Source organism: Enterobacter sp. ECC-219, assembly GCF_043966805.1.
Classification (GTDB): Bacteria; Pseudomonadota; Gammaproteobacteria; order Enterobacterales; family Enterobacteriaceae; genus Enterobacter; species Enterobacter cloacae_N.
This window is the reverse complement of record NZ_CP143680.1, coordinates 1,045,860-1,059,986: the sequence shown is the minus strand read 5'-3', so window position 1 is coordinate 1,059,986 and position 14,127 is coordinate 1,045,860. Positions and strand designations below refer to the sequence as shown.

General features: G+C 54.4%; 8 protein-coding genes, 2 tRNA genes and 3 rRNA genes. 7 read left to right on the top strand and 6 right to left on the bottom strand.

Features of this window, described 5'->3' with window-relative positions; translation table 11 throughout:
- Positions 1-128 precede the first annotated feature (128 nt).
- The 5 genes from aspA to V1603_RS04895 all read left to right on the top strand — a co-directional run bounded on the left by aspA (position 129) and on the right by V1603_RS04895 (position 5,724).
- Entirely contained in the window at positions 129-1,565 is a 1,437-nt protein-coding gene (gene aspA, locus V1603_RS04915; RefSeq protein WP_003855923.1) for an aspartate ammonia-lyase, read from the top strand.
- A 116-nt stretch (positions 1,566-1,681) separates the two neighbouring features.
- On the top strand, positions 1,682-2,983 hold the full coding sequence (locus V1603_RS04910) for an anaerobic C4-dicarboxylate transporter (RefSeq protein WP_008502949.1): 1,302 nt from the start codon (positions 1,682-1,684) through the stop codon (positions 2,981-2,983).
- A 113-nt stretch (positions 2,984-3,096) separates the two neighbouring features.
- Complete coding sequence (cutA, locus tag V1603_RS04905; RefSeq protein ID WP_014168278.1) at positions 3,097-3,420, top strand: divalent cation tolerance protein CutA; 324 nt, start codon at positions 3,097-3,099, stop codon at positions 3,418-3,420.
- Complete coding sequence (locus tag V1603_RS04900) at positions 3,396-5,099, top strand: protein-disulfide reductase DsbD (RefSeq protein ID WP_395313565.1); 1,704 nt, start codon at positions 3,396-3,398, stop codon at positions 5,097-5,099. The genes cutA and V1603_RS04900 overlap by 25 nt, the downstream gene beginning before the upstream one ends.
- Positions 5,100-5,148: 49 nt before the next feature.
- On the top strand, positions 5,149-5,724 hold the full coding sequence (locus V1603_RS04895; protein WP_233003385.1) for a transcriptional regulator: 576 nt from the start codon (positions 5,149-5,151) through the stop codon (positions 5,722-5,724).
- Here V1603_RS04895 and V1603_RS04890 read toward each other — a convergent pair.
- Positions 5,721-6,302, bottom strand: a complete 582-nt coding sequence (locus tag V1603_RS04890) for a LysE family translocator (RefSeq protein ID WP_395313969.1) — start codon at positions 6,300-6,302, stop codon at positions 5,721-5,723. The two genes, V1603_RS04895 and V1603_RS04890, sit on opposite strands and share 4 nt — an antisense overlap.
- A gap of 46 nt (positions 6,303-6,348) precedes the next feature.
- Positions 6,349-7,194: an AraC family transcriptional regulator gene (locus tag V1603_RS04885; RefSeq protein ID WP_116344027.1), complete on the bottom strand. Its 846-nt coding sequence runs from the start codon at positions 7,192-7,194 to the stop codon at positions 6,349-6,351.
- Between the two features lie 168 nt (positions 7,195-7,362).
- Here V1603_RS04885 and V1603_RS04880 point away from each other — a divergent pair.
- A tRNA-Phe gene (locus tag V1603_RS04880) sits at positions 7,363-7,438 on the top strand.
- A gap of 233 nt (positions 7,439-7,671) precedes the next feature.
- Here the strand turns inward: V1603_RS04880 and rrf are convergent.
- The 4 genes from rrf to V1603_RS04860 form a co-directional block, all read right to left on the bottom strand.
- A 5S ribosomal RNA gene (gene rrf, locus V1603_RS04875) occupies positions 7,672-7,787 on the bottom strand.
- 73 nt (positions 7,788-7,860) lie between these two features.
- Positions 7,861-10,765, bottom strand: a 23S ribosomal RNA gene (locus V1603_RS04870).
- A gap of 182 nt (positions 10,766-10,947) precedes the next feature.
- A tRNA-Glu gene (locus V1603_RS04865) sits at positions 10,948-11,023 on the bottom strand.
- Positions 11,024-11,108: 85 nt separating this feature from the next.
- Positions 11,109-12,648 (bottom strand): 16S ribosomal RNA (locus V1603_RS04860).
- Together the 16S, 23S and 5S rRNA genes with 1 tRNA gene alongside form the textbook arrangement of a ribosomal RNA operon.
- 495 nt (positions 12,649-13,143) lie before the next feature.
- Here V1603_RS04860 and V1603_RS04855 point away from each other — a divergent pair.
- Entirely contained in the window at positions 13,144-14,097 is a 954-nt protein-coding gene (locus tag V1603_RS04855) for a nickel/cobalt transporter (protein WP_395313564.1), read from the top strand.
- The last annotated feature ends 30 nt before the right edge of the window (positions 14,098-14,127 follow it).

The following is a 14,127-nucleotide window of genomic DNA, read 5'->3' as shown; positions in this document are numbered from 1 at the left end:
CTATCATCAGCATATGATCTCGAACATCTGGCTGATTGAGGGAATAATCGTCGGCCAGAAAATATTCAAAACCACATAAATACTGTGTGTTTAGTACAATCCATCGGCAGCTTGAAAAGAAGGTTCACATGTTAAACAACATTCGTATCGAAGAAGACTTGTTGGGTACCAGGGAAGTTCCAGCGGATGCCTACTATGGTGTTCACACTCTGAGAGCGATTGAAAACTTCTACATCAGCAACAGCAAAATCAGCGACATCCCTGAGTTTGTCCGTGGCATGGTGATGGTGAAGAAAGCCGCAGCGCTAGCGAACAAAGAGCTGCAAACCATTCCTAAAAGCGCGGCAAATGCGATTATCGCTGCCTGCGATGAAGTGCTGAACAACGGCAAATGTATGGACCAGTTCCCGGTTGACGTCTATCAGGGCGGCGCGGGTACCTCCGTCAACATGAATACGAACGAAGTACTGGCAAACATTGGCCTGGAGCTGATGGGTCACCAGAAAGGTGAATACCAGTACCTGAACCCGAACGACCACGTTAACAAATGCCAGTCCACCAACGACGCCTATCCTACCGGCTTCCGTATCGCGGTGTATGCCTCTGTAGTGAAACTGGTAGATGCTATCAACCAACTGGGTGATGGCTTCCAGCGTAAAGCGGTTGAGTTCCAGGACATCCTGAAAATGGGTCGCACCCAGCTGCAGGACGCGGTGCCAATGACGCTGGGCCAGGAGTTCCACGCGTTTAACGTGCTGCTGAACGAAGAAACTAAAAACCTGCTGCGCACCTCCGAGCTGCTGCTGGAAGTGAACCTGGGCGCAACCGCCATCGGTACGCGTCTGAACACCCCGGATGGCTATCAGCAGCTGGCGGTTCAGAAGCTGGCGGAAGTGTCTAACCTGCCGGTTGTGCCTGCGGAAGACCTGATTGAAGCCACCTCCGACTGCGGTGCCTACGTGATGGTACACAGCGCCCTGAAACGTTTGGCGGTGAAACTGTCCAAAATCTGTAATGACCTGCGCCTGCTCTCTTCCGGTCCGCGCGCTGGCCTGAACGAAATCAACCTGCCAGAACTGCAGGCCGGTTCGTCCATCATGCCAGCCAAGGTGAACCCGGTTGTGCCAGAAGTGGTGAACCAGGTGTGCTTCAAAGTCATCGGTAACGATACAACCGTGACCATGGCCTCTGAAGCGGGTCAGCTGCAGCTGAACGTGATGGAGCCGGTAATTGGCCAGGCGATGTTTGAATCTATTCACATCCTGACCAACGCCTGCTACAACCTGCTGGAAAAATGCATTAACGGCATCACGGCGAATAAAGAAGTCTGTGAAGGTTATGTTTACAACTCCATCGGGATCGTCACTTACCTCAACCCGTTCATCGGCCACCACAACGGCGACATCGTTGGTAAGATTTGTGCCGAAACCGGTAAGAGTGTTCGTGAAGTCGTGCTGGAGCGCGGGCTGTTGACCGAAGCTGAGCTGGACGATATCTTCTCGGCCCAGAACCTGATGCACCCGGCATATAAAGCGAAACGATATACCGATGAAAGCGAACAGTAACAGTTCAGGCTAGGCTTCCGAAAGGCACGTCACAAGTGACGTGCCTTTTTTCTTTTTAGGCGTTACCTAAATACAACAATTCAATATCAACTTGTTAATAAGCAAGGCAGGTCTTTATGTTTGGAGCAGAACTCGTCATCGTCCTGTTGGCGATTTATTTGGGCGCGCGGCTCGGGGGTATCGGCATTGGTTTTGCCGGCGGCCTCGGGGTGCTCGTGCTTACCCTTATCTTTCAGATTAAACCCGGCGCAATCCCTTTTGACGTTATTGAAATCATCATGGCGGTTATTGCTGCTATTGCGGCCATGCAGGTCGCAGGCGGTATGGACTACCTGGTGAGCCTGGCGGAGCGCATGCTGCGCCGCCATCCGAAATATATAACCTTCCTCGCCCCGCTGGTGACCTGGTTTATGACCATTCTCGCGGGAACCGGCCACACGGCATTTTCCACGCTGCCGGTGATTACTGAAGTGGCAAAAGAGCAGGGTATTCGCCCGTCTCGTCCGCTCTCTATTGCTGTAGTGGCGTCTCAGATTGCCATTACCGCGTCGCCAATCTCTGCCGCCGTAGTCTTCTTCGCGGGTATCCTTGAGCCAATGGGCGTGAGCTATCTGACGCTGCTGGCGATCTGTATTCCGGTTACGCTGATTGCGGTGATGATTACCGCCGTGCTGTGTAACTTCCTCGGCGCCGAGCTGAAAGACGATCCGGTTTACCAGGAGCGTCTGGCAAAAGGTGAAGTGAGCCTGCGCGGTAGTCAGGTCTTCGAGCTGAAGCCGCACGCGAAACGCTCCGTGCTGCTGTTCCTGATCGGTATTGTCGCCGTGATGTTCTACGCGACCGCCATCAGCGACACCGTGGGGCTGATTCAGAACCCGGTGCTGCCGCGTAACGAAGCGATTGTGGTGTTCATGCTGACCATTGCGACGCTGATTAGCATCACCTGTAAAATCGACACCAGCGAAGTGCTGAACGCCAGTACCTTTAAATCCGGCATGAGCGCCTGCGTGTGCGTACTGGGCGTGGCGTGGCTCGGTGACACCTTCGTGAAAGCGCATATTAGCGATATCCAGACCGTGGCGGGTGACCTGCTGCACAACTACCCGTGGCTGCTGGCAGTGGTACTGTTCTTTGCCGCGACGCTGCTTTACTCCCAGGCCGCCACCACCAAAGCGTTGATGCCTGCTGCACTTATGTTAGGCGTCACACCGCTGACGGCGATTGCCTCTTTTGCCGCCGTTTCTGCGCTGTTCGTTCTGCCAACCTACCCAACCCTGCTGGCGGCGGTTGAGATGGACGATACCGGCTCAACCCGCATCGGTAAGTACGTGTTTAACCACGCGTTCCTGATCCCGGGTGTCGTGGCGATTACGCTTTGCGTCGTCCTTGGCTTTATCATCGGCGGCATTGTGCTGTAAACGGTTAGCCGTTGTAAAAATAGTTAAAATCGGGCCGCTCTGCGGCCCGTTTCATTAATGACCAATCGCCTTGCGTGATATAGTGAAGACTTTCGTGATGAGGAGGTCGACTTGTGAACACGCCTGATGCTGTTGTTGTACTGTGTACCGCCCCTGATGAAGCCTCTGCCCAGGATCTCGCCGCCAAAGTGCTGGCCGAAAAACTGGCAGCCTGCGTAACGCTGCTGCCCGGCGCGACCTCCCTCTATTACTGGGAAGGCAAGCTGGAGCAGGAGTATGAAGTCCAGATGTTACTTAAAACCAATCTGGCGAATCAGCAGGCGCTCCTTGACTGCCTCAAGTCTCATCATCCTTACCAAACCCCGGAGCTGCTGGTGCTGCCAGTGGTCCACGGCGATAACGACTATCTCTCATGGCTCAACGCTTCTTTACGCTGATCCTGCTGCTGTGCAGCACGTCAGTATTTGCCGGGTTGTTTGACGCACCCGGCCGTTCAAACTTTATTCCTGCCGACCAGGCGTTTGTTTTCGATTTTCAGCAGAACCAGCACGATCTCAATCTGACCTGGCAGGTGAAAGAGGGCTACTATCTCTACCGCAAGCAGGTCAGCATCACGCCTGCAAAGGCTAGCGTCGACGCGTTGCAGATGCCCGCTGGCGAGTGGCACGAGGACGAGTTCTACGGTAAAAGTGAAATCTATCGCCAGCGCCTGAGCGTGCCCGTTACGGTGAACCAGGCAGATAAAGACGCCACGCTGATGGTGACGTATCAGGGCTGTGCCGATGCGGGCTTCTGCTACCCACCAGAAACGAAGGTCGTTCCGCTTAGTGAAGTTAAAGCGGCTGCCTCCCCTCTCCCCTCAGGGGAGAGGGCCAGGATGAGGGGTGAAGGCGAAGCTGCTTCCGACCTTCCTTTCTCAGCGCTTTGGGCCTTACTGATTGGCATCGGCATTGCCTTTACCCCGTGTGTGCTGCCGATGTATCCGCTTATCTCCGGGATTGTGCTGGGCGGCAAACAGCGTCTTTCTACCGCCCGCGCCCTACTGCTGGCGTTTATCTACGTGCAGGGTATGGCGCTCACCTACACGGCGCTCGGGCTCGTGGTCGCCGCGGCCGGGCTACAGTTCCAGGCGGCGCTCCAGCACCCTTACGTGCTTATCGGCCTGTCCGTCGTATTTATCCTGCTGGCACTGTCGATGTTTGGCCTGTTCACGCTGCAGCTGCCCTCTTCGCTGCAAACCCGCTTAACGCTGATGAGCAATCGCCAGCAGGGCGGCTCTGCGGGCGGCGTATTCGCAATGGGTGCCATCGCCGGATTGATTTGCTCCCCCTGCACCACCGCGCCGCTCAGCGCCATCCTGCTGTACATTGCCCAGAGCGGCAACATGTGGCTCGGCGGCGGTACGCTGTATCTCTATGCGCTCGGTATGGGCCTGCCGCTGATTCTGGTGACGGTATTTGGCAACCGCCTGCTGCCGAAGAGCGGCCCGTGGATGGAGACGGTGAAAACCGCGTTTGGCTTTGTCATTCTGGCACTCCCGGTGTTCCTGCTGGAGCGTATTATTGGTGACACGTGGGGTCTGCGCCTGTGGGCCATGCTCGGCGTGGCGTTCTTCTCATGGGCGTTTATCGTCAGCCTGGGGGCCAAAAAAGCGTGGATGCGTCTGGTGCAAATTCTCCTGCTCGCCGCCGCGTTGGTGAGTGTGCGTCCGCTTCAGGACTGGGCTTTCGGCTCGCCGGTGGGCCAGACGCAGGCACATTTAAACTTTATACACGTTAAGAACGTCGATGAGCTCAACAGCGCGCTGGCGCAGGCAAAAGGCAAACCGGTGATGCTCGATCTCTATGCCGACTGGTGTGTCGCCTGCAAAGAGTTTGAAAAATACACCTTTAGCGATCCTCAGGTGCAAAACGCCCTGAAAGATACGGTGTTGCTCCAGGCAAACGTCACGGCCAACAATGCGCAGGATAAGGCCCTGCTTAAACACCTTACCGTGCTCGGGCTGCCGACCATTCTGTTCTTTAATGAACAAGGGGAAGAGCAGCCAGAACAGCGTGTAACCGGGTTTATGGATGCAACGGCATTCAGCGCGCATTTGCGCAATCGCCAACCGTAAACAACACTTTAGACGGGACATACCGTTGGGAATAGCGGAGGAGACAACCGTGCAACGCGAAGACGTACTGGGACAAGCCCTGCAACTACTTGAGATTCAAGGGATCGCCAGCACCACGCTTGAGATGGTAGCCGACCGTATCGATTACCCTCTGGATGAGCTAAAGCGCTTCTGGCCGGATAAAGAGGCGCTGCTTTATGATGCCCTACGCTATCTTAGCCAGCAGGTGGATATCTGGCGCAGGCAGCTAATGTTGAATGCAGAGCTGACGGCTGAGCAAAAGCTGCTGGCGCGCTACACCGCCCTGACAGAATGCGTCAGCAACAATCGTTATCCGGGCTGCCTGTTTATTGCTGCCTGTACGTTTTACCCCGATCCTGGCCATCCAATACACCAGCTGGCGGATCAGCAAAAACGTGCGGCGCATGACTTCACCCATGAACTGCTGACAACGCTTGAAGTGGATGACCCGGCAATGGTCGCTAAGCAGATGGAGCTCGTACTGGAGGGCTGTTTGAGCCGCATGCTGGTGAACCGTAGCCAGGCCGATGTGGATACGGCGCACCGTCTGGCGGAAGACATTCTGCGCTTTGCCCAGTGTCGTATGGGTGGGGCGTTGACCTAGACCAGCATGCCCGCCCAGGCAGAGATGAGAAGACATAGCGCCATCAGGCGCTGAAACCGCACCATCGCCACGGTGGTGCGAAACACCCGGCTTACTGCCTTCCCCAGCCACGCCCAGCACATCAAACACATCACAGAAATCAGTAAGAACCATAGCGCCATCAGCGCAATATCTCTTAACGGGTGAATGCTCGCGGGGGCAAAAAGACTCACTACCGCCAGCGCCATCATCCACGTTTTCGGATTCACCAGCTGCAGCAGCGCTGCGGCTTGCGCCGTGAAACGATGAGGCGCCTTCTCAGCAATATTCGCCGCAGGTGCGCGATACAGTTGCCAGCTCATCCAGGTGAGCCACAGCACGCCCACCCAACTCATTGCCTGGCGTATCAGAGGAAACTGGCGCAACCCCTCCCCGGCGCCGGCACCCGATATCAGCACAATCAGACTCGCCGTAATACATCCCCCCAAAATGGCAGGGACGGTATTTTTCACGCCAAAGTGCTGGCTGTTGGTGAGAACAAGAATATTCGTCGGACCGGGCGTTATCGACGCGACAAAGGCAAACAGCAGATAAGACATCAGGCTCACAGGGGGCTCCTTTTTTCTTAGAGCCCTCACTGTGCCGCTATTTTCTGGAAACGTCTGGAAGGTTTGTGCACAACCGGCGGTAGTGGGCGGGGGAAATGCGGTATGCGCGCTGGAACCAGCGTCCCAGATGGCTCTGGTCTGCAAAGCCGAGCGCTGTAGCGACATTAACAGGCTGCTCGCCGTGCGCCAGCAGCTGTCGCGCCTTTGCCAGACGCAGCTGAATAAGCCAGGCGTGCGGCGCCAGGTTGAACTCACGCTTAAAACAGCGCGTCAGCGTAAAGCGATCCGTGCCCGTCTCGCGCGCAAGGTCTGACAGCCCCACGTTCTCGCCGATATGCGCATAAAGATAGTCACGTGCGCGGTGCGCCACGGCAGCGCTCTGTAGCTGCGACGGGAGTTTCTTACGCCAGTGGCAATGGGAGGTGATCTGAGAGAGCAGTTTATCCATTGTGCTTTGCTGCACAATTTTCATCTCATCGCTATGCAGCGCGTTAAACGTCTCGCCGATAGAACGGACCAGCTGAGGTTCTCGCGTTAGCGTTTGAGCAAAGTGAAGCGAGTAGCGGTCTGGCGTTGCTTCATATAATCCCCGGAGGGTGCGCGTCAGCCATTGCTCGTCAAGATAGAAGGTCAGATAGGTAAAGCCCCCTTCCACAGGCGCGTCGCCGTCGTGAATTTCACCCGGCTCCAGTAAGAACGCATCACCCGGATGGCTGCGGTGACGTTCGCGACGACAGTGGAACTGCTGGGTGCCTGAAAGGGTAATCCCCACCAGATAGCTATCGTGCCAGTGGGGATCGAAGGCATGGCCTTCGAAGTGCGCTTTAATCGTTTCAATACCGGTATCCGCATGCTGACGGAGCTCAAGCCAGTCTTTTGCCATACTTCCCTCCTGTTGTTATCAGCATTGCCTCACAGGCTGGTATTGTCTGGAAGATTTGTGCATTTTCACGGCGAAAACGAACAGATTGCCGCAAACTTAAGCAGTTGAACAGCTTTTCCTGAAATAATGTTGACGATAAGGCGCGATTGCGGTTTAATGCGCTCCGTTGCCCGGATAGCTCAGTCGGTAGAGCAGGGGATTGAAAATCCCCGTGTCCTTGGTTCGATTCCGAGTCCGGGCACCACTATTTAAAGAACCCAGCCTATGGCTGGGTTTTTGCTTTTCTGCGTTTATAAATCCCTTCTTTATATTCTTGCTTCTCTTTGCCGTGGGATCGTGCGGTCTGCATTGCCGGATGGTACTGTTTTTACCGGTCCTGCGGATCCTGGCCGGGTAAGGCGAAGCCGTCTCCCGGCATTTTTGGCATCCAAAGCAAAAAACCCCGCACCTTACGGTACGGGGTTCTTCTTAATTGATGCCTGGCAGTTCCCTACTCTCACATGGGGAGACCCCACACTACCATCGGCGCTACGGCGTTTCACTTCTGAGTTCGGCATGGGGTCAGGTGGGACCACCGCGCTAAAGCCGCCAGGCAAATTCTGTTAATCTGTATCAGGCTGAATATTGATTGTTCTGTCTCTTCCGCCAAAACATCTTCGGCGTTGTAAGGTTAAGCCTCACGGTTCATTAGTATCGGTTAGCTCAACGCATCGCTGCGCTTACACACCCGACCTATCAACGTCGTCGTCTTCAACGTTCCTTCAGGACTCTCAAGGAGTCAGGGAGAACTCATCTCGGGGCAAGTTTCGTGCTTAGATGCTTTCAGCACTTATCTCTTCCGCATTTAGCTACCGGGCAGTGCCATTGGCATGACAACCCGAACACCAGTGATGCGTCCACTCCGGTCCTCTCGTACTAGGAGCAGCCCCCCTCAATTCTCCAGCGCCCACGGCAGATAGGGACCGAACTGTCTCACGACGTTCTAAACCCAGCTCGCGTACCACTTTAAATGGCGAACAGCCATACCCTTGGGACCTACTTCAGCCCCAGGATGTGATGAGCCGACATCGAGGTGCCAAACACCGCCGTCGATATGAACTCTTGGGCGGTATCAGCCTGTTATCCCCGGAGTACCTTTTATCCGTTGAGCGATGGCCCTTCCATTCAGAACCACCGGATCACTATGACCTGCTTTCGCACCTGCTCGAGCCGTCACTCTCGCAGTCAAGCTAGCTTATGCCATTGCACTAACCTCCTGATGTCCGACCAGGATTAGCTAACCTTCGTGCTCCTCCGTTACTCTTTGGGAGGAGACCGCCCCAGTCAAACTACCCACCAGACACTGTCCGCAACCCGGATTACGGGTCCACGTTAGAACACCAGCCATTAAAGGGTGGTATTTCAAGGACGGCTCCACGCAGACTGGCGTCCACGCTTCAAAGCCTCCCACCTATCCTACACATCAAGGACCAGTGTTCAGTGTCAAGCTATAGTAAAGGTTCACGGGGTCTTTCCGTCTTGCCGCGGGTACACTGCATCTTCACAGCGAGTTCAATTTCACTGAGTCTCGGGTGGAGACAGCCTGGCCATCATTACGCCATTCGTGCAGGTCGGAACTTACCCGACAAGGAATTTCGCTACCTTAGGACCGTTATAGTTACGGCCGCCGTTTACCGGGGCTTCGATCAAGAGCTTCGCGTTGCCGCTAACCCCATCAATTAACCTTCCGGCACCGGGCAGGCGTCACACCGTATACGTCCACTTTCGTGTTTGCACAGTGCTGTGTTTTTAATAAACAGTTGCAGCCAGCTGGTATCTTCGACTGATTTCAGCTCCGCCCGCAGGGGCTTCACCTACATATCAGCGTGCCTTCTCCCGAAGTTACGGCACCATTTTGCCTAGTTCCTTCACCCGAGTTCTCTCAAGCGCCTTGGTATTCTCTACCTGACCACCTGTGTCGGTTTGGGGTACGATTTCGTGTTACCTGATGCTTAGAGGCTTTTCCTGGAAGCAGGGCATTTATCACTTCAGCACCGTAGTGCCTCGTCATCACGCCTCAGTGTTAAAGTGAACCGGATTTGCCTGGAACACACACCTACACGCTTAAACCGGGACAACCGTCGCCCGGCTGACATAGCCTTCTCCGTCCCCCCTTCGCAGTAACACCAAGTACAGGAATATTAACCTGTTTCCCATCGACTACGCCTTTCGGCCTCGCCTTAGGGGTCGACTCACCCTGCCCCGATTAACGTTGGACAGGAACCCTTGGTCTTCCGGCGAGCGGGCTTTTCACCCGCTTTATCGTTACTTATGTCAGCATTCGCACTTCTGATACCTCCAGCAGCCCTCACAGGCCACCTTCAACGGCTTACAGAACGCTCCCCTACCCAACAACGCATAAGCGTCGCTGCCGCAGCTTCGGTGCATGGTTTAGCCCCGTTACATCTTCCGCGCAGGCCGACTCGACCAGTGAGCTATTACGCTTTCTTTAAATGATGGCTGCTTCTAAGCCAACATCCTGGCTGTCTGTGCCTTCCCACATCGTTTCCCACTTAACCATGACTTTGGGACCTTAGCTGGCGGTCTGGGTTGTTTCCCTCTTCACGACGGACGTTAGCACCCGCCGTGTGTCTCCCGTGATAACATTCTTCGGTATTCGTAGTTTGCATCGGGTTGGTAAGCCGGGATGGCCCCCTAGCCGAAACAGTGCTCTACCCCCGAAGATGAGTTCACGAGGCGCTACCTAAATAGCTTTCGGGGAGAACCAGCTATCTCCCGGTTTGATTGGCCTTTCACCCCCAGCCACAGGTCATCCGCTAATTTTTCAACATTAGTCGGTTCGGTCCTCCAGTTAGTGTTACCCAACCTTCAACCTGCCCATGGCTAGATCACCGGGTTTCGGGTCTATACCCTGCAACTTAACGCCCAGTTAAGACTCGGTTTCCCTTCGGCTCCCCTATACGGTTAACCTTGCTACAGAATATAAGTCGCTGACCCATTATACAAAAGGTACGCAGTCACACCACGAAGGTGCTCCCACTGCTTGTACGTACACGGTTTCAGGTTCTTTTTCACTCCCCTCGCCGGGGTTCTTTTCGCCTTTCCCTCACGGTACTGGTTCACTATCGGTCAGTCAGGAGTATTTAGCCTTGGAGGATGGTCCCCCCATATTCAGACAGGATACCACGTGTCCCGCCCTACTCTTCGAGTTCACAGCCTGTGTGCTTTCGTGTACGGGAGTATCACCCTGTACCCTGCGACTTTCCAGACGCTTCCACTAACACACAAGCTGATTCAGACTCCGGGCTGCTCCCCGTTCGCTCGCCGCTACTGGGGGAATCTCGGTTGATTTCTTTTCCTCGGGGTACTTAGATGTTTCAGTTCCCCCGGTTCGCCTCGTTAACCTATGTATTCAGTTAACGATAGTGCAACGAATTGCACTGGGTTTCCCCATTCGGACATCGCCGGGTCAAAGGTTCATATCACCTCGCCGGCGCTTTTCGCAGATTAGCACGTCCTTCATCGCCTCTGACTGCCAGGGCATCCACCGTGTACGCTTAGTCGCTTAACCTCACAACCCGAAGATGTTTCACTTCTGATTGCGAAAATTTGAGAGACTCGAACACACATTAACTGTGTGTCGTTTCAATTTTCAGCTTGATCCAGATTTTTAAAGAGCAAATATCTCAAACATGACTCGTAAGTCAGTTTTGAGATATGACGGCAGGTGACTTTCACTCACGCACCAGCAAGTGGCGTCCCCTAGGGGATTCGAACCCCTGTTACCGCCGTGAAAGGGCGGTGTCCTGGGCCTCTAGACGAAGGGGACACTGAAGTCTCAATCGCAAGACGCCTTGCTGCTTACTTTTCATCAGACAATCTGTGTGAGCACTGCAAAGGCAGGTTCTTTAAGGTAAGGAGGTGATCCAACCGCAGGTTCCCCTACGGTTACCTTGTTACGACTTCACCCCAGTCATGAATCACAAAGTGGTAAGCGCCCTCCCGAAGGTTAAGCTACCTACTTCTTTTGCAACCCACTCCCATGGTGTGACGGGCGGTGTGTACAAGGCCCGGGAACGTATTCACCGTGGCATTCTGATCCACGATTACTAGCGATTCCGACTTCATGGAGTCGAGTTGCAGACTCCAATCCGGACTACGACGCACTTTATGAGGTCCGCTTGCTCTCGCGAGGTCGCTTCTCTTTGTATGCGCCATTGTAGCACGTGTGTAGCCCTACTCGTAAGGGCCATGATGACTTGACGTCATCCCCACCTTCCTCCAGTTTATCACTGGCAGTCTCCTTTGAGTTCCCGGCCGGACCGCTGGCAACAAAGGATAAGGGTTGCGCTCGTTGCGGGACTTAACCCAACATTTCACAACACGAGCTGACGACAGCCATGCAGCACCTGTCTCAGAGTTCCCGAAGGCACCAATCCATCTCTGGAAAGTTCTCTGGATGTCAAGAGTAGGTAAGGTTCTTCGCGTTGCATCGAATTAAACCACATGCTCCACCGCTTGTGCGGGCCCCCGTCAATTCATTTGAGTTTTAACCTTGCGGCCGTACTCCCCAGGCGGTCGACTTAACGCGTTAGCTCCGGAAGCCACGCCTCAAGGGCACAACCTCCAAGTCGACATCGTTTACGGCGTGGACTACCAGGGTATCTAATCCTGTTTGCTCCCCACGCTTTCGCACCTGAGCGTCAGTCTTTGTCCAGGGGGCCGCCTTCGCCACCGGTATTCCTCCAGATCTCTACGCATTTCACCGCTACACCTGGAATTCTACCCCCCTCTACAAGACTCTAGCCTGCCAGTTTCGAATGCAGTTCCCAGGTTGAGCCCGGGGATTTCACATCCGACTTGACAGACCGCCTGCGTGCGCTTTACGCCCAGTAATTCCGATTAACGCTTGCACCCTCCGTATTACCGCGGCTGCTGGCACGGAGTTAGCCGGTGCTTCTTCTGCGGGTAACGTCAATCGACAAGGTTATTAACCTTATCGCCTTCCTCCCCGCTGAAAGTACTTTACAACCCGAAGGCCTTCTTCATACACGCGGCATGGCTGCATCAGGCTTGCGCCCATTGTGCAATATTCCCCACTGCTGCCTCCCGTAGGAGTCTGGACCGTGTCTCAGTTCCAGTGTGGCTGGTCATCCTCTCAGACCAGCTAGGGATCGTCGCCTAGGTGAGCCGTTACCCCACCTACTAGCTAATCCCATCTGGGCACATCTGATGGCAAGAGGCCCGAAGGTCCCCCTCTTTGGTCTTGCGACGTTATGCGGTATTAGCTACCGTTTCCAGTAGTTATCCCCCTCCATCAGGCAGTTTCCCAGACATTACTCACCCGTCCGCCACTCGTCACCCGAGAGCAAGCTCTCTGTGCTACCGTTCGACTTGCATGTGTTAGGCCTGCCGCCAGCGTTCAATCTGAGCCATGATCAAACTCTTCAATTTAAGTTTGATGCTCGTGAATTAAACTTCGTAATGAATTACGTATGTTCACTCAGAGACTTGGTATTCATTTTTCGTCTTGCGACGTTAAGAATCCATGTCACTTTGAGTGCCCACACAGATTGTCTGATAAATTGTTAAAGAGCAGTGCAACGCGGCTTTCAGCTCACCGTTGCGAGGTGGCGTATATTACGCTTTCCTCTTTCAGAGTCAACCCGTTATTTCAGGATTTTTTCTCTTCAACCGACCGGGTTGTCTGTGAAGTGATTCACATCCGCCGTGTCGATGGAGGCGCATTATAGGGAGTTCTCCGCAGGCCGCAACCGTTAAATAACAGAAAAATGACTGACTGCTGCATTCCACAGCAAAACCCCGCCTTATACCTTTTTACACACAGACTTATCCACAATTACATCAGGATCCCGGTGCGATCCTGCGAACTGAAAGGGAAGATCATCTATACTAGCGGCAAATATTCTTCTCCGCAGAGCCCCCTTCATGAATACACAACGCCTGCGCCGTGACTGGCACCTTCCTGGAGCCGGGTTAATATTGCTGGCAATCCTCTTCGCGGGATTTACCCTGCATACGCACTGGAACGCCTTTATCCAGTGGTGTCTTGCCACGCAAATTACCCTGCACCGTTATCTGGTGATGTATCTGCTGCAGCTTAACAACCACCAGTACAGCGGCGGATTATGGCTCTTAACGGGCGCTTTCCTCTATGGCGTCCTTCACGCCATCGGGCCGGGGCATGGAAAATTCATAATGACGACCTATCTGACCACCAATAAGGAGAGCGAGCTGGCCGCCCGCATGGTCCCCTTCATTGGCAGCCTGATGCAGGGCGTTAGCGCGATTCTGTTCGTCTTTATTCTGGCGGTGGGGTTTAACCTCGCGTCAGGCGATATCAGTACCAGCCGCTGGTACGTTGAGAAGATAAGCGCCGTGCTGATTGGCGCGTTTGGTGCTTTCATCATTTACCAGGCGCTGAAGAGCCTGCGTCCGCGCAGAATGACGGTCTCCACCATTAATCCGCTCCATCAGCATAATGAACGCTGTGGCTGTGGCCATCATGGCGTGGGCGCAGATCTGACACAAGGTGACTGGAAAACGCGTCTGGGCGTCATTCTGGCTATTGGCGCACGCCCGTGCAACGGTGCGATCATGATTCTGATGTTTTCGAACGCGCTGGGCATTGTCACCTGGGGGATGGCGGCCGTTATGACCATGTCTTTAGGAACGGCACTCTCTATTATGGGGCTATCACTGGCGGTTCGTTATGCCCGTGAACGCACGGTGGCATGGTTCGGAGGAAATAGCTCGTTAAGATGGCTGGTGCCGGCAGTTAAAATTGCCGGAGGGGTCGTCCTGATCCTGTTCGCGACCATTCTTTTCCTGACGGTCATCCCCATCAGCGCCAACGGCGACTACATCGCCGCCGGATGCTAATAAAAGAAAACCCGCCGTTGGCGGGTTTCT

What these genes read in the sequence shown, in the direction of transcription:
- aspA (WP_003855923.1), top strand. Translation starts at nt 129, where the DNA reads ATGTTAAACAACATTCGTATCGAAGAAGACTTGTTGGGTACCAGGGAA.
- V1603_RS04910 (WP_008502949.1), top strand. Translation starts at nt 1,682, where the DNA reads ATGTTTGGAGCAGAACTCGTCATCGTCCTGTTGGCGATTTATTTGGGC.
- V1603_RS04900 (WP_395313565.1), top strand. Translation starts at nt 3,396, where the DNA reads ATGGCTCAACGCTTCTTTACGCTGATCCTGCTGCTGTGCAGCACGTCA.
- V1603_RS04890 (WP_395313969.1), bottom strand. Translation starts at nt 6,302, where the DNA reads ATGTCTTATCTGCTGTTTGCCTTTGTCGCGTCGATAACGCCCGGTCCG.
- V1603_RS04885 (WP_116344027.1), bottom strand. Translation starts at nt 7,194, where the DNA reads ATGGCAAAAGACTGGCTTGAGCTCCGTCAGCATGCGGATACCGGTATT.
- V1603_RS04855 (WP_395313564.1), top strand. Translation starts at nt 13,144, where the DNA reads ATGAATACACAACGCCTGCGCCGTGACTGGCACCTTCCTGGAGCCGGG.